This window comes from Microbacterium terrisoli (assembly GCF_030866805.1).
GTDB classification, from domain to species: Bacteria; Actinomycetota; Actinomycetes; order Actinomycetales; family Microbacteriaceae; genus Microbacterium; species Microbacterium terrisoli.
This window is the reverse complement of the sequence record NZ_CP133019.1, coordinates 3,287,360-3,306,874: the sequence shown is the minus strand read 5'-3', so window position 1 is coordinate 3,306,874 and position 19,515 is coordinate 3,287,360. Positions and strand designations below refer to the sequence as shown.

The 19,515-nt window shown below is 68.6% G+C and carries 22 protein-coding genes; 9 read left to right on the top strand and 13 right to left on the bottom strand.

Annotated elements, in window-relative coordinates:
* Positions 1 to 86: 86 nt before the first annotated feature.
* Genes QU603_RS14995 through QU603_RS14985 form a run of 3 tightly spaced genes read right to left on the bottom strand, consistent with a single transcriptional unit; the run spans position 87 to position 1,869 of the window.
* The gene (locus tag QU603_RS14995) at positions 87 to 842 is read right to left on the bottom strand and encodes a hypothetical protein (protein WP_308492179.1); all 756 of its coding nucleotides are present in this window, start codon (positions 840 to 842) and stop codon (positions 87 to 89) included.
* Entirely contained in the window at positions 839 to 1,282 is a 444-nt protein-coding gene (locus QU603_RS14990; RefSeq protein WP_308492178.1) for a DUF6114 domain-containing protein, read from the bottom strand. Before QU603_RS14990 ends, QU603_RS14995 begins: the two co-directional genes overlap by 4 nt.
* Entirely contained in the window at positions 1,273 to 1,869 is a 597-nt protein-coding gene (locus QU603_RS14985) for a DUF6230 family protein (RefSeq protein WP_308492177.1), read from the bottom strand. Before QU603_RS14985 ends, QU603_RS14990 begins: the two co-directional genes overlap by 10 nt.
* A gap of 99 nt (positions 1,870 to 1,968) precedes the next feature.
* Here QU603_RS14985 and QU603_RS14980 point away from each other — a divergent pair, with 99 nt between their 5' ends.
* The 5 genes from QU603_RS14980 (at position 1,969) to QU603_RS14960 (ending at position 4,246) form a co-directional block, all read left to right on the top strand.
* Positions 1,969 to 2,571: a TetR/AcrR family transcriptional regulator gene (locus QU603_RS14980; RefSeq protein ID WP_308492176.1), complete on the top strand. Its 603-nt coding sequence runs from the start codon at positions 1,969 to 1,971 to the stop codon at positions 2,569 to 2,571.
* Positions 2,572 to 2,646: 75 nt separating this feature from the next.
* Complete coding sequence (locus tag QU603_RS14975; RefSeq protein ID WP_308492175.1) at positions 2,647 to 2,853, top strand: hypothetical protein; 207 nt, start codon at positions 2,647 to 2,649, stop codon at positions 2,851 to 2,853.
* A gap of 87 nt (positions 2,854 to 2,940) precedes the next feature.
* A complete protein-coding gene (locus QU603_RS14970) occupies positions 2,941 to 3,459 on the top strand; it encodes a universal stress protein (RefSeq protein WP_308492174.1) in 519 nt (172 codons plus the stop codon).
* Positions 3,460 to 3,503: 44 nt separating this feature from the next.
* Complete coding sequence (locus QU603_RS14965) at positions 3,504 to 3,875, top strand: fluoride efflux transporter FluC (RefSeq protein WP_308492173.1); 372 nt, start codon at positions 3,504 to 3,506, stop codon at positions 3,873 to 3,875.
* Positions 3,872 to 4,246, top strand: coding sequence for a fluoride efflux transporter FluC (locus QU603_RS14960; protein ID WP_308492172.1), 375 nt, complete (start codon positions 3,872 to 3,874; stop codon positions 4,244 to 4,246). The genes QU603_RS14965 and QU603_RS14960 overlap by 4 nt, the downstream gene beginning before the upstream one ends.
* Positions 4,247 to 4,276: 30 nt before the next feature.
* On the opposite strand, the gene QU603_RS14955 is transcribed toward QU603_RS14960, so the two are convergent.
* The 6 genes from QU603_RS14955 to QU603_RS14930 form a co-directional block, all read right to left on the bottom strand.
* The gene (locus QU603_RS14955) at positions 4,277 to 5,353 is read right to left on the bottom strand and encodes a carboxylate-amine ligase (protein ID WP_308492171.1); all 1,077 of its coding nucleotides are present in this window, start codon (positions 5,351 to 5,353) and stop codon (positions 4,277 to 4,279) included.
* A gap of 84 nt (positions 5,354 to 5,437) precedes the next feature.
* Positions 5,438 to 5,635 carry a CDGSH iron-sulfur domain-containing protein gene (locus QU603_RS14950; protein WP_308492170.1) on the bottom strand — a complete coding sequence of 66 codons (198 nt, stop codon included), beginning with the start codon at positions 5,633 to 5,635 and terminating at the stop codon, positions 5,438 to 5,440.
* Positions 5,632 to 6,681 (bottom strand): iron-containing redox enzyme family protein, encoded by a 1,050-nt coding sequence (locus QU603_RS14945; protein ID WP_308492169.1) that lies wholly within the window; start codon positions 6,679 to 6,681, stop codon positions 5,632 to 5,634. The genes QU603_RS14950 and QU603_RS14945 overlap by 4 nt, the downstream gene beginning before the upstream one ends.
* Before the next feature lie 164 nt (positions 6,682 to 6,845).
* Positions 6,846 to 7,331 carry a YciE/YciF ferroxidase family protein gene (locus tag QU603_RS14940; protein WP_308492168.1) on the bottom strand — a complete coding sequence of 162 codons (486 nt, stop codon included), beginning with the start codon at positions 7,329 to 7,331 and terminating at the stop codon, positions 6,846 to 6,848.
* 323 nt (positions 7,332 to 7,654) lie between these two features.
* Entirely contained in the window at positions 7,655 to 8,317 is a 663-nt protein-coding gene (locus tag QU603_RS14935) for a hypothetical protein (protein ID WP_308492167.1), read from the bottom strand.
* A 94-nt stretch (positions 8,318 to 8,411) separates the two neighbouring features.
* On the bottom strand, positions 8,412 to 9,314 hold the full coding sequence (locus QU603_RS14930) for a DMT family transporter (RefSeq protein ID WP_308492166.1): 903 nt from the start codon (positions 9,312 to 9,314) through the stop codon (positions 8,412 to 8,414).
* A 249-nt stretch (positions 9,315 to 9,563) separates the two neighbouring features.
* Between QU603_RS14930 and QU603_RS14925 the strand changes: the two genes are divergently transcribed.
* Complete coding sequence (locus tag QU603_RS14925) at positions 9,564 to 10,385, top strand: LysR family transcriptional regulator (RefSeq protein ID WP_308492165.1); 822 nt, start codon at positions 9,564 to 9,566, stop codon at positions 10,383 to 10,385.
* Positions 10,386 to 10,509: 124 nt separating this feature from the next.
* On the opposite strand, the gene QU603_RS14920 is transcribed toward QU603_RS14925, so the two are convergent.
* From QU603_RS14920 to QU603_RS14910, 3 genes are read right to left on the bottom strand one after another with little or no spacing between them, the layout of a single operon-like run.
* On the bottom strand, positions 10,510 to 10,767 hold the full coding sequence (locus QU603_RS14920) for a DUF2249 domain-containing protein (protein WP_308492164.1): 258 nt from the start codon (positions 10,765 to 10,767) through the stop codon (positions 10,510 to 10,512).
* On the bottom strand, positions 10,764 to 11,630 hold the full coding sequence (locus QU603_RS14915) for a class I SAM-dependent methyltransferase (RefSeq protein ID WP_308492163.1): 867 nt from the start codon (positions 11,628 to 11,630) through the stop codon (positions 10,764 to 10,766). The genes QU603_RS14920 and QU603_RS14915 overlap by 4 nt, the downstream gene beginning before the upstream one ends.
* Positions 11,631 to 11,639: 9 nt before the next feature.
* Positions 11,640 to 12,881, bottom strand: a complete 1,242-nt coding sequence (locus QU603_RS14910; RefSeq protein WP_308492162.1) for an MFS transporter — start codon at positions 12,879 to 12,881, stop codon at positions 11,640 to 11,642.
* A gap of 103 nt (positions 12,882 to 12,984) precedes the next feature.
* Between QU603_RS14910 and QU603_RS14905 the strand changes: the two genes are divergently transcribed.
* Positions 12,985 to 13,578 (top strand): YdcF family protein, encoded by a 594-nt coding sequence (locus tag QU603_RS14905; protein WP_308492161.1) that lies wholly within the window; start codon positions 12,985 to 12,987, stop codon positions 13,576 to 13,578.
* 275 nt (positions 13,579 to 13,853) lie between these two features.
* Here QU603_RS14905 and QU603_RS14900 read toward each other — a convergent pair whose 3' ends face one another.
* Positions 13,854 to 16,925 (bottom strand): PxKF domain-containing protein, encoded by a 3,072-nt coding sequence (locus QU603_RS14900; protein ID WP_308492160.1) that lies wholly within the window; start codon positions 16,923 to 16,925, stop codon positions 13,854 to 13,856.
* 420 nt (positions 16,926 to 17,345) lie between these two features.
* Here QU603_RS14900 and QU603_RS14895 point away from each other — a divergent pair, with 420 nt between their 5' ends.
* Entirely contained in the window at positions 17,346 to 18,365 is a 1,020-nt protein-coding gene (locus QU603_RS14895) for a LacI family DNA-binding transcriptional regulator (protein WP_308492159.1), read from the top strand.
* A gap of 131 nt (positions 18,366 to 18,496) precedes the next feature.
* Positions 18,497 to 19,501 (top strand): LacI family DNA-binding transcriptional regulator, encoded by a 1,005-nt coding sequence (locus QU603_RS14890; protein WP_308492157.1) that lies wholly within the window; start codon positions 18,497 to 18,499, stop codon positions 19,499 to 19,501.
* Positions 19,502 to 19,515: the final 14 nt, after the last annotated feature.

Genomic DNA, 19,515 nt, shown 5'->3' with positions numbered 1-19,515 from the left:
GTGCAGGTCGGGGCTCCTGGGGTGCAGGTCGGTGCTCCTGGGGTGCAGGTCGGCGCCGCTGGGGTGCAGGTCGGCGCCGCGACGGATCAGTCGGTCAGGCGCTGGTTCGTGTTCGTGTAGGAGATCTGGTCGGCGCGCGTGCCCACCATGCCCAGGGTGACCCGCAGCAGCCCGGGCTCGATGCCATCGGCCGGCGGGGGAGTGTGCGCGCCGAGCGTGTAGGACGTGCCATCCCGCGTGGTCGCGGTGAGTGAGTTCAGGTACACCTCGACGTGTCCGCTCAAGGTCATGCGATCGGCGGTGGTCGCCAGGATCGGCCCGGTGTCTTTGCGCACCGTCAGGGCGAAGCCGTCGATCGTGATGCGATCGGCGCGCAGGCGCAGGGCGGCGACGTGCGAGCCGTCGGCCAGGCGGACCTTGACGAGAGCGAGGCCCTGCAGGCCCGAGAATGACAGCGCGGCGGCCGACAGCTGCGCGGACGGCTGCGTGAACACCATGCTGTCATCGGCGGGAAGAAGCGCGAGGTCGATCGGCTCCGCGGCCTGCTTCGGCGCGCCGCCGTCGGTTCCGGGGGCGCCGGCGATCGGGGAGGTGCGTGCGCCGGGAGCGCCGGGCACGGTGCCCGGACCCGGCGTCGTGCCCGGATCGGGCGCGGTCGCGCTGCCGCCGGGCGTTGCCGTGGGGGTGGGCGTCGGGGTCGGCGATGGGCTCGGGCACGGCAGCAGGAGCGGAATGCACAGCTGCGCGGATGCCGCGGGGGCGGCGACCAGGCCGGCACCGGCGGTGACGCACGCCACGACGGCCGCAGCCGCGATCGTGCGTCGCGTGCGTCGAGGGGTCATGCGCCCCTGCCCGCCGTCTCGGCTGCGGCATCGATGTCGTCTGCTGCCGTGGCCCGCGACCCGGCTGCGGCTTCGTCTGCCACGGGGGCCCGCGGCATCCACGCCACCACCAGGACCCCGCCGATGCAGCCCAGCAGCATGCCCAGCACGAACCCGCCGAGGTTCACGCCGATCAGCGAGTACACCGCGACGGCGAGCGTGATCACGCCATAGAAGATGTGGTGGGCGGGCATGACCATCGCGAGCACGCCGAGGAGCACGAGAGCGATCGGGATCACCGTCGCCTGCAGTCCCTCGATGCCCAGCTGCACGCGGATGTCACCGAGGTCGAGCTGACTCGACAAGAAGATCTCGACCCCGGCCAGCACCGTGAGCAGACCGCCCAGAGCAGGTCGGCTGCGGTACCAGGCCGCGATGCGGTGTCTTTCGGTCAGAAGCACTGCTTCGATCCGTCGGTCAGCTGCAGCTTCATGCCGGTGAGCGTGAACACGGAGGCCTGCGTGCTCCACGCCGTCTGCTGCAGGTTCGTGATCTTCACCGTGTCGGCATCCTGCGCGAAGTCGCCCGCCATGCCCTTGGCCTGCGTGTTCACGGTCGAGGCATCCACGCCGATGCGGATGTGCTCGAACGACGAGTCGCCCTTCAGCCCCGTCATCCCGATCTGCAGGTCGGATGCCGACGCCGGCCGGTCTCCGCCTCCTGCCGTGATCAGCACTCCCACCTTGCCCAGCGGGGTCTCGCTCACCACGGACTGGCACAGATCGTGCAGCGTCGCCGATGCGATGTTCGCGATCGCGACGGGGTGGGACTTTCCTGCGGTGTCTTTGGCGACGCCGGCGTACTGCGAGAACCCGGTGCCCTCCAGGCTCGAGGCGGCGATCTGGAACTGGCTGCCCGACACCGAGAACGAGACGGGCACGGCGCCCTGTGCGACACCGGCGCCCAGCAGCGACACGGCGAGGGCGACGGGGATCGCGGTGAGGGTGACGCGGCCTGCATGAGAGCGGACGAAGGAACGGAACGACATCGGGCCTCCTGGGGTGTTGGCGCGACGTCGTCGACGCGCCGGGTCGAGCCTACAACCAATTGACTGCCGGTCAATAAGGCCGCGGATTAGGCTTCTTTCATGACAGGCGACCACCGACGACGGATGACGCCGGACGAGCGCCGCGCACAGCTGGTCGCCCTCGGCGTCAACTTCCTTGCCGATCGTTCGCTCGATGAGCTCTCGGTGGAATGGGTGGCCGATCATGCCGAGGTTTCGCGGGCCCTCGTCTTCCACTACTTCGGCACACGTCAGGGTCTGCACCGCGAAGTCATGCGCACCGCCGGCGACAGTCTGCTGCGCGCGGGTGAACCGCGGCCCGAACTGCCGCCGGCTGAACGGCTGCGCGACACACTGACCCGTATCGTGGTGTTCGTGCGCGAGCATCGCGGCACGTTCTATTCGCTCGTGCGCGGCGTCGCCAGCGGTGACACCGCCGTGCGCGTGGTCACCGACGAGTCACGGGCCGAGAATGCCCGGCGTCTGCTCGAGGTGTTCCTCGAACTGGGTGTGCCCGACAGCGACCTGCTGCGGGTCGCCCTGCGTTCGTGGGTCGGATTCGCCGAAGAGGTCCTGGTCGAACTCGCCGTCGACGCGGGCCGTCCGGTCGAGGAGATCGTCGCCTTCCTCGAGCGCACGGTGCACGGTGTGGTGTCGGCGGTGGGAGCCCGCGACGCCGGCTGAGCCGGTCGTGTCGTACCCGTTGCCGGCGCCGCCGGCGCCGGCATCGGGCTGGCTGAGACTGCCGAGTCGGCGCTGGTGGCCGGCATCCTGCCCGACCGGCTGCGCGGCAGCGGCTACGGCATGCTCGGGGGCATCCAGGCGGTGGGGGATGTCGTGGCCACTGTCGTCGCCGGGTTCCTCTACGCGTTCGTGGGTGCGGCGGCCGCGTTCGGCTACGCCGCCGGGTGGATGCTGCTGGCGCTTCTGACATCCGTCCTCATCGGCTCGCACGCGGCGGCATAGCGTGGCACGCGGGTGCGCTGTGTGCGGCGGCGCGGGCGAGCACAATGGAATGTGACGGTGGAACGTGACGGTGGAGGAGGGCGCGACATGGCTGCGAACGACGATCCGGTGCCGGGCGTGATCCTGGTCGGGGTGCAGAAGGGGTTGCCCGACGCGGTGCTGCACGAGGCGGCGCGGCTGGCCCGGGACCTCGGCGAAGACCTGGTCTGCGCGCACGTCGATCTGGAGCGCTACACCGTGGGTGAGAAGCTCGACGGCGGCGTGACGTCGGCGTCGATCGATCCCGACACCGATACCGACGACGATGTCGAAGGCGACTTCGACGCCGCTCTGGCCGCGCACATCGACAACGTACTGGCCGGCACCGGCGTCGAATGGACCGGTCGGGAACTGGCGGGCGATCCCGCCCGCGCGCTGGGCCGGCTCGCCGACGTCGTGCACGCCCGGTACATCGTCGTGGGGACGCGCGAGGCATCCGTGCGTGAGACCCTGCGCGAATTCTTCCAGGGCTCGGTGGCCAGCCACCTCGCTCACCGGCAGCATCGACCCGTGCTGGTCGTGCCGTTGAGCCCCGTGACCGACGGTCGGGCGCTGCCGTGGGAGTGAGTGCGCACAGACCTCTTCATCTGCGTTGGCAAGCGATCGCGCTCGTGATCGCCGGCGGTGCCGTGGGCACCCTGATCCGTTACGTGCTGCTGCTCGTGCTGCCCGAATGGGGTGGGATGCCGTGGCCCGTCTTCCTGATCAACCTCGCCGGTGCCTTCATTCTGGGATGGCTGCTGGAGGCCCTCGCCCGCAGGGGGCCCGATGCGGGGCGGCGGCGCGTGGTGCGCCTGTTCGCCGGCACCGGCATGCTCGGCGGCTTCACCACGTATTCGACGTTCGCCGTCGGCACCGACGGACTGTTCCTGACCGACGCTCCATGGGTCGGGATCGCCTATGCCGTGGCGACGGTGCTCGTCGGGGCCGCGGCATCCATCGCCGGAATCGTGCTGGCCGCACGGCGCGGAGTGCGCGCATGACCGGGGTGTGGCTCGCGCTGGCGGTCGCACTCGCCGGCGGTGTGGGTGCGGCGGGTCGCATGGTGCTGGACGGCGTCGTCAAAGCGCGGGTGAACATCCCCTATCCACTGGGGACGACGGTGATCAACGTGACCGGATCGTTCCTGCTGGGGGTGGTGACGGGCCTTGCCGCAGGCCTCGGGCCGTGGGCGGCGGTGCTGGGCACGGGCCTGCTCGGCGGGTACACGACGTTCTCGACCGCCAGCTACGAGACCGTGCGCCTCGCGCAGGCCGGCCGGTGGCGCGCCGCAGTCGTCAATGGATTCGGGATGCTGGTGGCCGCGCTGCTGGCCGCGCTGCTCGGCCTGTGGGTCGGCGGGCTCGGGCACTGAGCCAGCACTCGCGCCGTCGAAGAGCAGTGGTCAACCTGCCGTCGCACCCTCCCGCAGAGTTGTGAGGCTCTCCCCGAAGAGAAGAGCAAGGGCAGGGGTGCCGGATGCCGCGGCTCGGCGCTGGAAGGCGGCTCCGTTCACGGCCCGACGGAGGAACGCGTCGACGGCGGCGCGCTCGTTGTCTTCGCGCAGCAACGGGGCTGTGCGGTCATGAAGCACTCGGAGCACTTCGCGGGATGGTGCCGGTCGTCCGGTGAGCGGATGCACCAAGGTCGTGCCGAGACCGAAGCGAGCAGCGTGCCACAGCGCCGCATCCGCGGGCGCGTCGGGTGTTCGATCCGGCTCATGCATCGCCGCGGTGCCGACGAGTGCGCGGATGATCGCCGCGAGCGCCACCGACGCCGATGGGTCGAGCTGAGCGTCGCAGACCCGCACTTCGAGCGTCGGGTATTTGCTGGAGAGCCGGACGGTCCAGTTGATCGTGCCCTCATCGGACGTCGCGCCTACGCCGATCAACTTCGCCACCGTCCGGTCGTAGTCGTCCGCATCACGGAACCGAGGCGGGACACCGTAGGTGGTCCACCGCCGCGAGTGGATGGCCCGCCAGCTGTCGTACCCTGTTTCGGCCCCATCCCAGAATGGCGAGTTGGCCGAGAGCGCGAGCAGCACCGGCAACCAGGGGCGGAGCGTGTTCGATGCCTGGACTCCCGTGTCCCGATCCGGGATCCCAACGTGGACGTGGAGTCCGTTGATCTGGTGGTCGTCGGCCAGCGCGCCGACATCCGTCGCGACCCGCGCGTATCTCTCGCCGGAGCTGACTGCCGGATGCCGGGCGGCCTGGATCGGTGTCCCTGTCCCTGCGGCCACCACGCCGGCGTCGGCAGCCCATTGCGCGAGACGCCGACGGAAGCCCAGGAGCGCGTCCTCCGCGTCAGCGACCGTCTCGCAGACAGGGGTGGCGTATTCGATCTGCGAGCAGAAGAACTCTCGCGCAACCTCCCCTGCGCCATCGCCGCGTAGGTCGTCGACGACTCGACGACCCAGGTCTACCGGGGTGAGACGGCGGGGATCGAGAAGCATGAACTCCTCTTCGATTCCGAATGTCACCGGCACGCTGTACCTCCCGCGCTCATGATGGGGCCGTGCGGCTGCCGGGAGCATCCCCTGCTGTCAGTGTTGACGCTGACTGAGTCAGTCTGCTCTGAACCCTGTCGCCTTGTGGGTTCCATCGCAGAATGGCTTGATCGTCGACAGCCCGCATCGGCACAGTGCCATCGTGCGTCTGCGGGACGGGATCACCTTGCCGTCGGCGGTGACGAGTTCCACGTCACCGCGCACGATCAACGGGCCGTCAGGGTAGGGGCTGATGGTGGTGGGCCGGTCGTTCATCGCCGAGCTCCGGTCAGGGTTGTCAGCAGCGCGGAGCGGTCATCCTGCCAGCAGTCGAGCACGTGCTCCGCGATAAGGCCGTCGACGGCGAGGCAGGCGGCCGCGCCGAAGATGATGTCGGGGAGTAGCTCGGGATGGTCCTCCGCGAGCGTGCCCGCGAGGTCTCGCCCGGCGATCTGCTCGTGCACGGCGTCCGCCTCGACATGCTCATCGAAGTAGTCGGTGACATCCTCCCCGAACCCCAGGCGGCGCAGCCCGTCTCCGTAGAGGCGGTTCGGAATCGATGAGGTCATCTCGAACGCGGCGAGGTGGCCGACGATCGCCCCGACCAGCCGACGGTTCAGCCCGAACATCGACATCATGTTCAGAGCCGTCAGGGTGACGGCGGGCACGACGTCCGCGTACGCCCCGTAGCCATCGTTCAGGCCTGCTCCACGCATCGACTTCGCGAAGATCTCCGCGTGGATACGGTCTGCGCGTCCGCCGCCGTATTCGTCTGCTTGGATCTCCACCAGGGCGGCCTTGGCTCGCCCGGTCAAGCGGGGGATCGCCCATGAGTGCGGGTCGGCCTCGCGCAGCGTGTAGATCGACCGCAGGATCAGGAACTCCAGTGCCTGTTCCCGTGTCGCCTTCTTCGCCAGGAATCGAGTGAGGCTCGGTCCGCCGTCCCCGGCGGTCAGAGCGAACAGCGTGGTCGCGACGCCCCGAACTGATGGCTCCGGCAGAGGGTGGTGCGGGACGATGCTGCGGATCGCCGTCTCAAATGGACGCTCCAGGGTGGAACGAACAGCGAGCAGATCCGCGTCCCATTCGCGTCGCGGATCGAGCCCTGACAGCGACCCGTACGCGAGCGCATACAGGACGAACAGCGCGAGCTGGATATCACCCTCAACGAGGATCTCGTCGGTATCGGCGATCGACCGCTTCGCGGCCGCCACAAGGTCGACGTCATTCCGTCCGCTGAGGTTCTGAAGGATCGCAGAACTCAGCGGCCCTCGTGGCCGGAGCAGTCTGAAATCGACGGGGCCGGATCGTGTCGTGTCCATTTCGGTCCTTTCAACTCAGCGCGAACATGGCAGGAGCCAGGGGAGAACAGCAGGCCCTTGACGCGAACCTCCGCACGGGCTATCGCGGCAAGCGACCGGGATCGATGGGGGAGAGAGCCAGATCGGAGGCCCTGCCGAGCGGGTGCTGGGCAGGGCCCGGGCGATCAGGCTGCGGCCGCGAATTGCTTCGCCTTGGCGACGAGCTCCTCGCTGGTGTGCTTCTCCTGGTCGAGGTTGGCACGGAGGAGATTCACCACCATCGGGTGGCCCATGCCCTCGGCAGCCGCGATGAGAGCCTCGTATGTGGCGATCTCGTAATGCTCGGTCCCGAGAGCAGCCGCGACGGCGACCGAGTCGAGGAGTCCATCGGCGCTCTTGCGCAGCAGCGAGCTGCTCTCCTTCGCGATTCCCTTGGTCGTCTGGCTGGGCTCCCTGTCCGTGGACAGGCCCAGCTCTGCACACACGGTATGCAGATTCTCGATCTGCTGACGCGTCTCGCCCGCGTGGTGCCGGAACATCTCCTTCAGCTCCGGCGATCGTGCTGCCGACTCGAGCTCGCCCAGCATCTGGAGAGAGTCGTCCTCCATGCTCAGTGCGGATCCGAGACGGTACTCGAACAGTTCCTGTGGGGTATCGAAGTGCTCGAACATTCAACCGCCGCCTTTCTTGTTGAGTTCGGGTACTGTGACATGCCGCGCAGGGATGATCTTCCCCCTTGACAAGTCGCGATCCGCGCCGTTGTCGCCGGCTCAGCTTCGGGATGCTGCTGGCCGCGCTGCTCGGCCTGTGGGTCGGCGGGCTCGGGCACTGAGCCAGCCGCGGTGCGCCGGGTCCGCGCGCGATCGCTGGTATCGCCGCGCGCGTCGGATCAGGCGGGGAAGTGCTCTCAGCGACCCTCGGAGATCATGTCGACGCACCCCGTCAGACAACGATCAGGAGCGCCGACCGCGGGTCGCGGATGGTCGTGTCGCTCTCATGCCGGCGTCTGCTCGGTGCGCGTCGCGGCCGTGCCCCGTCGCCGCAGGTGCTGAACCGCGCGGATGATCACTCCCATCGCAAGACCCAGGAGGATCGCAGGGCCGTGCTCATTGCCGAGCACCGTCAGCGCGATGCCGATCAGGGTGAGCAGACCGAAGCCGATCACCGTCGACGGGCGCGGGCGGCGCGCGAGCACGAGAACGACGGTGGCCGCCAGCAGCGCGAGGGTCGCCATCGAGTTGCCGGCACCGGGATGAGAAAGCTGCAGCATCATGCTGCCGATGCCTCCGACGATGTAGATCGGCACGGCGAGAGCCGCCGACAGCGCCCGCCCGACGATCAGCAGCGTGACCGCCAGGATCGACAGGTTGCTCAGTGTGCCGGCGACTCCGCCGTCCTGCAGCACGTTCGCCGTGGCGAGGCGCCACCATTGGCCGTGCTCGAGGATGGCGTCGTCGCGCATGCCGAGTTCGAGAAGGTCGGGGACGGCCATCTGAACCAGCGACGGGATCGCCACGATGAGCCAGAGGATCAGCCCCCACCAGGTGAAGCGCACCGGTGCGCGCGACGGTTCACGCATCAGCATTGCGCTGGCGATCGCCAGCCACCCGGCGGCGAACGCGACCCAGAGCACGAGCGACTCGGTCACAGGGTTCATGTCGAAGACCTCCTGACGTCTCCCGTGGACAGGATGCGGCATCCCGCCTCTCTTCATCCTCTCGACCGACCGCGTCAGCCGGCTACGACGAACGTCATGTTCTCGAGGTGACGATCGCCACCTGCGCGGCCGTGAATCGTGCGGCCTTGACCTGTGCGAGGCATGCCAGCGCGCCGAAGGCGAGTCCGATCAGCGTCGACACTCCCAGGTCGGTGCCCAGCAGTGCCCACGAGCCCACGGCCGCAACCGCGGGGATCACCGCGAAGAGCGCCGACGCCTGTCGCGCGCCGGACCGCTGCACGCAGGCGGCGTAGAAGACGGTGCCCAGGGCCGATGTGACCACGAGCACGACCAGGAGCGTGAGGGCTTCGCGCACATCGGACACGTGCTCCGGCTCGGTGAGCGCGAGGATGATCGCGGGCGGGATCGATGCCGTCGTGCCGATGGCAGTGAACGCGGCCGGTGTGACGCCGGTCAGGTGCCGGCTCTGCAGGAAGGAGCCGACGGCCAGCCCGGCGAGGGCCAGCAGCACGGCGAGCAGACCCGGACCCAGTCGCGGGTCGGACAGCACCATCGGCAGGCATGCGCTCACGACTCCGACCACACCCGCCGCCAGCGCGAGATAGCCCCAGCGGTTCTCGCTCCTGCCGCCCAGAAGTCGGGCCAGGCCGGCCGTGGCGACGGGGTTCATCGCAATCACCAGGGCGCACATTCCCGGACTCACGCCGTGGGCGATCGCCCAGTATGCGGCCAGGATCTGCACCCCCTGCACCAGGATGCCTGCCGTCACAGCCCACCACCACTGCACGCCGCGGGGCAGAAGCGCGCGCTGCGGACACGCCAGGTGCTGCAGCAGCAGCCCGCACCACAGCAGGACGGCGATGACCGTGAAGCGCAACGCGATCGGCAGGAACGGGCTGACCACCGACATGGCGAGCGCACCGATCGGGAAGCTGATCGCGACGAAGAAGACGGCGCCGAGGGAGATGAATCTCATTTCAGTGGCCCATTCGAAGCGAAGGCGTGCAGCGGCGCGCGCACCCCCGTACGAAGGCGAGCAGGCGGCGGTGTTCGGCCTCGCACAGCAGCTCGGCCCGCTTGGCCTGAACGAGTTCGCGTGCGAGCGGTGAAGACAACAGCATGAAGTGACCTCCCTTTTGTGGCTCTGCCAGCCTCGGCGCGCGCGTAGGCTGAAGGCTTGATCGATCACCGAACGTGATCGATTATGGGAGGAGGTGAGGGCGGCGTGACAACCCTCGACATCACCGCACTGCGGAGTCTGATCGCGGTCGCCTCGCTGGCCGGGGTGCGCCGGGCGGCCGACGCGCTGCATCTGTCGCAGCCGGCCGTGAGCGGACATCTGCGCAAGCTCGAAGACGAGTTGGGCTTCGAGATCGTCTTCCGTCAGGGGCGGTCGATCGCCTTCACTGCGCGGGGTGAGGACCTGCTGCGCGAGGCGTACGCGCTCGTGGCCGCGCACGATGCCGCGCTTGCACGCCTGGGCGGTGGGTACGACCACGACATCGTGGTCGCCTCGACCGAGCATGCGTCGGCGCCGATGCTGCAGGCCGTGGCGCGCCTGTTGCGTGAGGAGTTCCCGCACCGCGGCATCCGGTTCGAGTTCCATCGCAGCGCACGGCTGCGGGAGTTCGTGCACAAGCGCACCGCGACCGTCGCGATCGGCTTCGGCGATCTGGGCCGTGGCGTCGAACATGTCGCCGACGTTCCCCTGGAGTGGATCGGCTCCGATCGCGCACCCGTGGCTGCGCATCGGCTCGTGGCATTCGCGCGCCCGTGCGTCATCCGCGATCGCATGCTCGCACTCGGTGAGGACTTCTCGATCGAACGGGAATGCGTCGACATGGCGAGTCTCGTGAACGCGGTGCGATCAGGGGTGGGGGTCACCGCCCTGCCGTCACGCACTCGGCTCGCGCCGGGCCTGCACCCGCTGCAGGGGCTGCCCGCCCTTGGCACAGTGCCCATGACCGTCGTCGTGGGCGCCGAGGTCACGGACCGGGTGCGCCAGGGCATCCATCAGGAGCTTCGAGAGGTGTGGGCGGCTCTGTGAGCGCGGCACGACCTTCGCGGTGACCGCGATCGTTCGCCGGATGCGCATGACAATCGACACCACGGTTGCGATGTCGTGACGTCGTTTTCCGCGCGCGCAGCGCCTGCGGGTCAGGCGGTGCGGGTCAGGCGGTGCGGGTCACGCGCGCCTGCCATACCTCGGGGCCGGACTCCAGCTCATCCCAGGCAGACGCGCCGGGGCGCTCGGCCTGCAGCATGTAGCGGATGCCGCGCGGGTCGTGGTCGGCCACGAGCACGAAGCTCGCCTTGTCCGCGAGCGCATCGAACGCGCCCATGGCCATGTCGGCGCAGCTCATCGTGCCGCGCTCGCGCGCGTCGACGACCTGCTCGCCGGAGTGGTTCTGCACGGTGCTCTCGGTCATGATGACTCCTCGGGGGTGGGTGTCGCGGGGGTGGATGCCGCAGTGGATGCCGCAGCCCTGCGCGCGACGATCGCGATGGCGGCGATGTGCTTCTCATTGCGCCGGAACGAGGCGCGCATGGTGTTCACGCGGTGGCGGACGTCGGCATCCCTCAGATAATTGCCCGCGATGCGCAGCGTGCCGCGTACTCCCTCGTCGGCCAGCAGCCGCCGGAAGTGCAGCAGCCGCATCGGGGCGTGCTCGACCTTCTCGACGACGAAGCCGTGTTCGGCGAACAGCGAACGCCACTCCGGGGTGGTCAGCGGACGGGTGTTGACCTTCTGCGAGCGCACCAGCGACAGGCGCACGTCTTCGGCTGTGCCGGTCAGGATGTCATCGGGCACGAGCGCCAGCTCGTGCACCGCATAGCACCCGCCCGGGCGCAGGATGCGTGCCACCTCGTCGAGGATCTGCCCCTTGTGCGCGTTCGTGTTCATGGTGAGCATGGCCTCGTTCAGCACGACGTCGCACGACGCGTCGGCAAGCCCTGTCTTCTTCGCGTCGCCGACGGTCACGGTGCCGCGATCGCCGATGGACTGTGCGGCGATGGCCGCGGCATCCGCATCGTCTTCGACGCCCGTGTACGACGCAGGCTGGGCATCCAGCAGCAGGCGGGCGGTCAGACCCAGGCCCGGTGCCAACTCGACGACGTCGGCGCCGCGCAGCGGCAGCATGCCCACCAGCCGTGTGGTCAACTGCCGGCCACCGGGCCGCAGCACCTTCTTTCCCAGACGCGCGAGCAGCCAGTGGGCGGGCACATCATCTGCGCGGCGGTCGGCCAGGGGGACCTCGGGGGAGTTCCGGTCTGCCGCAGCGTCGGTCATGATTCCACGCTACAAGCGCCGCGCGGGGGTGGGGCCGCGGCGCAGCACCAAAGCGGCCACGAGCATCGCCAGCGCCACCAACGCCATGATCATCGTGACCGAACCGCCCCAGCCCGCCATCGCGAAGAACACTCCGCCCAGCCACCCGAAGACGCTGGAGCCGACGTAATAGAAGAGGTTGTAGAGCGAGGATGCCTGCGCCCGCCCGGTCGAGGCATCCGCCCCCGTCCAGCCTGAGGCGACAGCGTGGGCGCCGAAGAACCCGGCCGTGGCGATCACGAGCCCGGCGATGACCACCGGCAGCGAATTGACCAGCGTGATCAGGACGCCGACCGCCATCAGCAGCGCCGAGGCCAGCAGCACGGGCATGCGACGGTAACGGCTGGCCAGGGCCCCGGCGCGCTGCGACGACCACGTGCCGGCGAGGTAGGCGAGGAAGATGAGCGCCGTCACGCCGGCCGGCAGTCCGAAGGGGGATGCCTCGAGCCGGAACGTGAGGAAGTTGTACATCGCCACGAACCCGCCCATCAGGGCGAATGCCTGGAAGTACAGCGCGAGCTGGCGCGGCGAACTCAGGTGCACGGCCAGGCGCGTGAGCAGCGCCCGGGTCGCGGCGGCGCCGCGGGCGCTGGTCGGGGTGAACCCGCGCGGGCGCGGGGCCAGGGCGATGAAGGCGACAGCGGCGCCCGCGCACACGAGCGCGACGGAGAACACTCCCATGCGCCAGCCGATCCACTCGGCGACCGGGCCGGCGATCAGTCGCCCGCTCAGACCTCCGATCGTCGTGCCGGCCACGTACGTGCCGGCCGCGCGGGCGGCGCTGCGCGGGTCGACCTCTTCGGTCAGGTACGCGATCGCCACGGCCGGGACCCCGCCGATCATGAGGCCCTCGAAGAAGCGCCCGGTGAGCATCACGCCGAACCACGGGAGGAACGGCACGGCCAGGCCGAACACCGTCGCCGCGCTGACGGCGATCGCCATGGCCCGCACGCGTCCGAGGCGATCGGCGACGGCCGACCACGGGATCACACCCACGGCCAGCCCCAGCGTCGCCGCCGAGATCGTGAGGGCGGAGGACGCGGCATCCACGTCGAATTCTGCGGCGATCTCGGGCAGCGTCGCCTGCGGCGAGTACAGCTGCGCGAACGTGGCGATGCCCGCGAAGAACAGGGCGGCCAGCAGGCGTCGGTAGGCGCGGCTGCCGCGGGCGTGGCCGGTGAACGGGGAGTTGTGTTCCACGGGACCGTCCACCCTCCTACGGTAGACGCGGGTCGCCCTGCCGTTCAGCGAGAGCAGCGAGTCGAAGCGCCCCTCGCGCCTCCCGTCCTGGCCCCCGTCCGCCTACGCTGGCATCGTGCGCGCCCGCCTCCTCGCCGTTCCGCTGCTGGCCCTGGCCGGGCTGCTCGCGTGGGGCGAGTTCGTGAACGCGCAGGCGAGCCGCCGCGAGCTCGGCCCCGGGGTCGCAGCTCCTCGCAGCGAAGCGGTCGTCGTGCTCGGCTTCGGCAACCGCCGCAGGCGTGCAAACCTCGTGAATCGATATCGCGTGCGTGCCGGCATCCGGTCTCTTGACGCGAGGGTGCCCGACCGCGTGCTCGTGCTGTGCGGCGGGGCGGTCGAATCCTTCCTGCCCGAGGCCGACATCATGGCGGCGTATGCGCGTGAGCGCGGCCACCGCGGGCGCATGCTGCTCGAACGGGCGAGCACCACGACGTGGGAGAACATCGTCGACGTGATCCCGCTGATCGAGCACGCCGAGGCGATCAAGATCGTCTCCGATCCGGTGCACGCCGAGAAGGGGCGACTGTATCTGAGGATGCTGCGGCCCGACCTGGCCGCACGGCTCGTGCGCGGTCGCGACTACCGGTTCGGCGAGCTGGTGCTGCTCAAGCCGGTGGCTGCGGTGGCGGGACTCGTCGGGCTGCGCCGCGCGCGGCGCGGTGACGTCTGATCCGAACGGAGGGACTCCGTCTCGTGAGGATCGCGCGTTCATCGTCGTCGAGTTGCTCGGCGATGGCCTGCCTGTGAGATCGGGTCGCCCTTCCTGCAGAAGCGTGCGTCGCCATCGCGCGGTCAATCGGGTGACGGATGCGCGAGCGTCGGATGGGCTAGCCGCCGCGTGACGAGCTTCATCCGCTCGAGCTGCTCAAGGGTGTCGATTCAAGGAGTGGAAGAGGATGCCGCGTGCCACTCCGAGAGGGAGGCGGCACGCGGCATCCCGGTGCGCTACTTCACGAAGGAGAACACCGCGGTGTGCGTCGTTCCGTCGTCGAGTGTCAACGAGAGGGTCGCGCACGTGCCTGACCAGGACTTGTTCGTCTTCCAGACGTAGGTGTACTGGTCCGAGGCGGGGTCGTATTGCAGGCCGCTGGCACCGGCCGTGACAGTCTGCTCGATCGTGTCGACCGGTGCCGACGGCGAGCATGCACCGAAGACGACGGACGGCGAACCGGCCGCGAGCACGGCCGTGCCCTGGTCACCGGCGAGGCTGAACCCCACCGGAACCGCGCTGCCGGCCTTGACCGAGTTCACCACGTCGCCCGTGTTCACCGGCGCGGTGAGGCCAGACCAGGCGTACACGACCGAGTAGGTGCAGCTCACTGCCACTGAGGTGTTGCCTGTGTTGTCGAGGGCGGTGCCTGCCGGGGCGACCACCGTCTTGGACCCCACGCTGGAGGTGTCCAAGGCGATCGAACCACTCGCCGGCGTCGCCAGACCCGAACCGTCCGTTTCGTCCGTCGCCGTCCACGTCGCACCGGCTGATGCCCCGAGCACAACTGCGTCACTCGGGCACGTCAGTGCCACCACCGGAGCGGTGACATCGACGCGCGTCAGCGTCCAGAAATGATCGGCGGTCGCAGCATCCGTCGCCGTCGTGGTCCCGGACGATCCGGTCGCTGCCACGATGGTGCCATTGCGCCCCGCGCCCGACGAATCGACGAGCGTGGAGCCGCCGGGCTCATCGAAGGCGTAGTGCACGACGTTCCCGGCTCCCGGCTGACCCGTTGCAAGCGTCGCGATCTCAGCGGGCGACAAGGCCCTGTTGTAGATGTTGAAGTCGTCGAGGGCTCCGTTGAGAGCAGGATCGTTGTACTGCGACTTGCCGAGGTAGTTCCTTGTGCTCTGACCGAACGCCGACGGGTGCACGGTCATGGCCGTGTTGGTCGCGACGACCTGGCCATTCACGTACATCGTCCCCGTCGTGCCCGCGACTGTGATGGTCACGAGGGACCACTGGCCGAGCGGCAGCGTCTTCGGGTTCGTGCTGTTCAGTCGCTGCTCGCCGCCGGCGCCGCTGGTCGTGATCGCGTAGCGAAGCTCCGTCCCGTCGTTGACCGTAAGGAACATGCTCGCGTTGCTGCTCGAGCCGATGTCGAACACGCGCTGCCACGAGGCGTTGCTGGCGGGGTTCACCCAGGTGGAGACCGTGTAGTCGCCGGTCAGGCTGCTCACAGCACCGGTCGGCAGCGTCGCGTAGGCGTTGCTGTTGCAGAACGACAGCGCCGAGCCGATCTTCCCGGGCTGGCGCGGGCCGGTGGCCGTGCATCCGGAGGTGATCGAGCCGTCCGTCCACTGGATGACCTGAGCTCCGTCTGTCTTGCTCATGTCGTTCACGGCGAGTACGAGACCCGTGCCGTAGTTGGCCAGGCGGTCGTGCCCCTTCCCATCGGGCATGAGCTGCCACCGCTGGCTGTCGGCGCCGCTGTCGGCGCCGAGTACCGCGGACGCCCCGTTGGCCGTCGAGGCGCCCTGCACGTCCAGGACCCGGCCGTCGATCATGCTCACGATCTTGTAGAGTCCCGAACCGGCGGGGACCAGCTTCCACGTCTGGTCGGTCACGCCGATGCTCGTCTGCGCGACCTGCTGGTGAACCGAGTCACCTGCGGTCAGCTGCAGTCCACTGTTCAGGTTTGCGATGGTGTAAGTGCCGGACAGCGACGCGGGGTGCCCCGCGGGAGTGACGACCACGTGGTAGCCGTAGGCCGGGTTCATGGCGATCGGCACATTGATAGAGCCGTCGTCGGCGACATGGTAGGTGGTGTTCGAGATCGTGATCGGCGCGGCGACGGCGACGGTACGACCGTACGTGGGCGTGTACTCGACCTTGACGTTCACGTGGGAGCCGAGAGCCAGCTTGTCGAGGCCGGTGACCTTGATCGCTGCCGGGCCGGACGTGCCGCCGGTGATGACGTCGAGTTCCTCCTTATCCGAGGTCACGGATGCGGCCGCATCGAAGTTGTTGTTGCCGGGCGGCGTGGTGGTGACCATGTCGCCGGCCATGTCGGCATACCACTTGTAGAGCCAATACGCACCGTTCGGGCTGCCGCCCTGGCCCGTCAACAGGTCGCCTAGCGCGCCCGACTGGTTCCAGAAGGGGAGTTCGGCGGTGTGGATGCCGAGGCGCTCGAACTTCGCGATGTAGCCGACGAGTGATCCGGGGATGCCGACTTCGGCGGGCGCCGCGTACTCCTCGATGTCGATCGGACGCCGCGCAATGCCGAGCGCGTCCTCCATCGCCTCCACCTTTGCGACGTCGCCGGCGATCTTCGAGGACGTGATCAGCTCGTGCCACGCGAGGATGTCGGGCACTGTGTTGGTAGCGACGGCGTGCTGCAGAAAGTTCTGCATGTCGCCGATGTTGTCCGAGAAGCTCGGTCCCTGGATCGGGGTGGTGGAATCGAGGCTGCGGATGAGGCGGTAGGTGTGCGTCCAGAAGTCCTCGAACGTGCCATTCTCGGACTTCCACGTGCCGTCCGGCTCGTTCCAAATGGCGTATGACGCAAGGTTCGTCATCCCGGTCGCCTGCACCTGCTGGATCTGCTGCGTGACGACCTGATCCCAGTTGCTCGCGTCGTACCGGTACGGCCAGCCCGGATAGTAGTCGGAGAGCCGATCAACCACCGTGGCGCCGGCGTTGGCCGCTTTCTGCCACGTCTGCCCGATGTCCCCGGTCGGCTGCTGCGTGCCACCGATCGGCTTCATGACGAACTCGCTCGGCTTGATCGCCTGAACGAGGTCGTCCGACGGGGTCGTCGCGTTGGCCAGGCCGTACAGCGAGCCCGACGCGACATGCGAGACCGAGCGGAACGGCTGATCCGCGTGAACGACGATCGTGTTCGCCGCGGTCGGCGCCGCCGCGGCGGGCGTGGCGGTCGCGGCCAAGCCCGCAATTGCCAGTCCGGCGACGGCGGCGAAAGCCGTAGTGGTGCGTACGGCATGTGACGCCGTGCGGCCGGCGCGCGGCGGTGCGGACGGACGCGACGTGCGCCGGCCCGCAGATCCAGTCTTCGATGACATGAGATTCGACTCCGAACTCGACAGGGATGTGAGTGTGATCAGTCGTCGAACCGGTTCGCCTTCGAAGCGGTCGGAGGGCCATCCGAGGGAAAGTGGGGACGAAGACTGCTCGCGGGTGCACGCTAACAGCGCGTCTGGGTCAACGTCAAGGCAAAATATCGAACCGGTTCGAATTCGGTGTGTATCATCTGCGCGCATCTGACCCTCCTCTATCTCGTGTGCACGCCGTCGCTGCAGGCCAACATCGAACCGGTTCGGTCTTGGTCTGGTTAAATCGGAGAGAGCGACAACATCGTGTCAAGGGGTTGGCCGGCCGGATCGGTTTCCGGGCGCCGAAGCAGATGGCCTCCTTCGGAACGGCTCGGGATGGCGCAGGCCTCGACGCGGTCGTGGAACAATGTTGCGAACGCGGGAGGTGCGATGGCAGCGACGATTGGTGATGTCGCCCGTGCTGCGGGAGTCTCCCGAAGCACGGTGTCGTACGTTCTGTCAGGCAAGCGGCCGATCTCCGACGAGACCCGCATCCGCATCCAGGCAGCAATCGAAGAGCTCGGCTTCACGCCAAATGCCGGAGCGCGGGCGCTCGCCACGGCGCAGACGAATGTCCTCGGCCTGTACCTGCAGTTCCAGGAGGACGAGTTCGCGCCCGCGATGCTCCAGTACGTGTTGCCGGTCTCCGCAGCTGCGCGTGAGCACGGCTACGACCTGCTCATGGTGACCGACCGCGACCTTGAGGGCGCCGTCCGCCGGACGACGTCCTCCGCGATGGTCGACGGGGTCGTGCTCCTCGACGTCACCGACGACGACCCTCGGCTTGCGCCGCTGCGCCACGCGACGCAGCCGGCCGTGCTCATCGGGTACGCACGCAACGGAGAGGGCTTCGACTCGTTTGATCTCGACTTCGGCGAAGCGGCCAGGATGGCGGTCGACCATCTCGCCGGGCTCGGCCACCGCGACGTCGCGCTCATCACGCCGCCCTGCCACGTATACGACCGTGGTGGATCATACGCCTGGCGATTCCGCGACGCAGCCGTCGAGCGGGCTGCGCGACACGGTATCCGAGTCATCGCGTACGACGGCGACTCTCGGCACCCTGGCATCGAGGCCGTCCTCGACCAGGCGTTCGATGCTTCGCCGGGCATCACGGCGCTGATCGTCCACAACGACGCGACGATCGCCGCGCTCCCCGCCTACCTGAACGCGCGGGGAATGAGCGCGCCCAGGGACGTTTCGGTCGTCGGGTTGTTCTCGCAAGAGTTCGGGCAGGCCTTCTCGCTCCCGTTCACGTCGATCGAGACGTCGCCCGACCGCCTCGGGCGACAGGCGGTCACCCAGCTGATCAGGCGGATCGTCGATCCCCTGGGGGCGGGAGAGCCTCGTCCCCGCTTCATCGAGCCGGTGCTCGTCGATCGCGAAAGCACCGGGCCTCTCACGGCATAGCGCGGCCTGTCGTCCCCGGACCCCGGCTCGGAGTCTCAATTCGATAACGGTCGAACCGGTTCGACTTGATTTCTCAAAATCAACACGCTACCGTGATCGAACCGGTTCGACGAAGAGACGAGGAAGACGCGATGGCGACCATAGGCGACGTGGCGCGGCATGCGGGTGTATCCCGCAGCACGGTGTCCTACGCGCTTTCGGGCAAGCGCTCGATCTCCGAGTCAACGCGGGCCCGCATCGAGGAGGCGATCGCATCTCTCGGCTTCACAGCGCACGCCGGGGCGCGGGCTCTCGCAACGTCGCAGACGATGGTCATCGGGCTTCTCACTCAGTTCCATCAGGACGAGTTCGCGCCGGCGATGCTGCAATACGTGCTGCCCGTGTCCGACACGGCACGTGAACTCGGCTACGACATCCTCCTCGTCACGGAACTGGATGCGACCGCGGCACTGCGCCGGGTCACGAGCGCCGGCATGGTCGACGGCGTCGTCCTTCTCGACGTGGTTCACGATGACCCGCGCCTGGAGACTCTGCGCGCGGCGCCGCAGCCGGGGGCGCTGGTCGGGCTGTCTCGGCATACCGAAGGGCTTGATGTCTTCGACCTCGATTTCGGTGAGGCCGCCCGCATCCTCGTCGACCACCTGTTCGGGCTCGGTCATCGCGAGATCGTCGTCGTCTCGCCGCCGAAGCACGTGTTCGAACGCGGCGGCGCGTATGGCTGGCGGTTCCGGGATGCCGCGCTCGAGCGCGGCGCCCGCTACGGGCTCCAGATGCACCCCTACTACGGGGAGGCGCAGCAGCCGGCGATCGGGCACAGCATCAACGCGATCCTGGATGCACGACCGAACGCCACCGCGTTGATCGTGCACAACGATGCGACGATCGCGGCCCTACCGTCGATCCTCGCAGCGCGTGGCACCCGCGTGCCGGATGCCCTGTCCGTCGTCAGTCTGTACTCGAAAGACTTCGGGCGATCGTTCTCGCTGCCGTACACGGCTGTGGAGAGCTCTCCCGATCAGCTGGGCCAGCAAGCGGTCCGGCAACTGGTGCAGCGGATCACCGCGCCGGAGCTCGCAGGAGCCCCGGTCACGAGATTCATCGCACCGGAACTCGCAATCCGCGGGAGCACGGCCTGAGCCGAACCGGTCCG

Excerpts from the sequence above, each read along its gene's own strand:
- QU603_RS14995 (WP_308492179.1), bottom strand. The coding sequence starts at position 842 with ATGACCCCTCGACGCACGCGACGCACGATCGCGGCTGCGGCCGTCGTG.
- QU603_RS14985 (WP_308492177.1), bottom strand. The coding sequence starts at position 1,869 with ATGTCGTTCCGTTCCTTCGTCCGCTCTCATGCAGGCCGCGTCACCCTC.
- QU603_RS14980 (WP_308492176.1), top strand. The coding sequence starts at position 1,969 with ATGACAGGCGACCACCGACGACGGATGACGCCGGACGAGCGCCGCGCA.
- QU603_RS14970 (WP_308492174.1), top strand. The coding sequence starts at position 2,941 with ATGGCTGCGAACGACGATCCGGTGCCGGGCGTGATCCTGGTCGGGGTG.
- QU603_RS14960 (WP_308492172.1), top strand. The coding sequence starts at position 3,872 with ATGACCGGGGTGTGGCTCGCGCTGGCGGTCGCACTCGCCGGCGGTGTG.
- QU603_RS14950 (WP_308492170.1), bottom strand. The coding sequence starts at position 5,635 with ATGAACGACCGGCCCACCACCATCAGCCCCTACCCTGACGGCCCGTTG.
- QU603_RS14945 (WP_308492169.1), bottom strand. The coding sequence starts at position 6,681 with ATGGACACGACACGATCCGGCCCCGTCGATTTCAGACTGCTCCGGCCA.
- QU603_RS14940 (WP_308492168.1), bottom strand. The coding sequence starts at position 7,331 with ATGTTCGAGCACTTCGATACCCCACAGGAACTGTTCGAGTACCGTCTC.
- QU603_RS14935 (WP_308492167.1), bottom strand. The coding sequence starts at position 8,317 with ATGAACCCTGTGACCGAGTCGCTCGTGCTCTGGGTCGCGTTCGCCGCC.
- QU603_RS14930 (WP_308492166.1), bottom strand. The coding sequence starts at position 9,314 with ATGAGATTCATCTCCCTCGGCGCCGTCTTCTTCGTCGCGATCAGCTTC.
- QU603_RS14920 (WP_308492164.1), bottom strand. The coding sequence starts at position 10,767 with ATGACCGAGAGCACCGTGCAGAACCACTCCGGCGAGCAGGTCGTCGAC.
- QU603_RS14915 (WP_308492163.1), bottom strand. The coding sequence starts at position 11,630 with ATGACCGACGCTGCGGCAGACCGGAACTCCCCCGAGGTCCCCCTGGCC.
- QU603_RS14900 (WP_308492160.1), bottom strand. The coding sequence starts at position 16,925 with ATGTCATCGAAGACTGGATCTGCGGGCCGGCGCACGTCGCGTCCGTCC.
- QU603_RS14895 (WP_308492159.1), top strand. The coding sequence starts at position 17,346 with ATGGCAGCGACGATTGGTGATGTCGCCCGTGCTGCGGGAGTCTCCCGA.
- QU603_RS14890 (WP_308492157.1), top strand. The coding sequence starts at position 18,497 with ATGGCGACCATAGGCGACGTGGCGCGGCATGCGGGTGTATCCCGCAGC.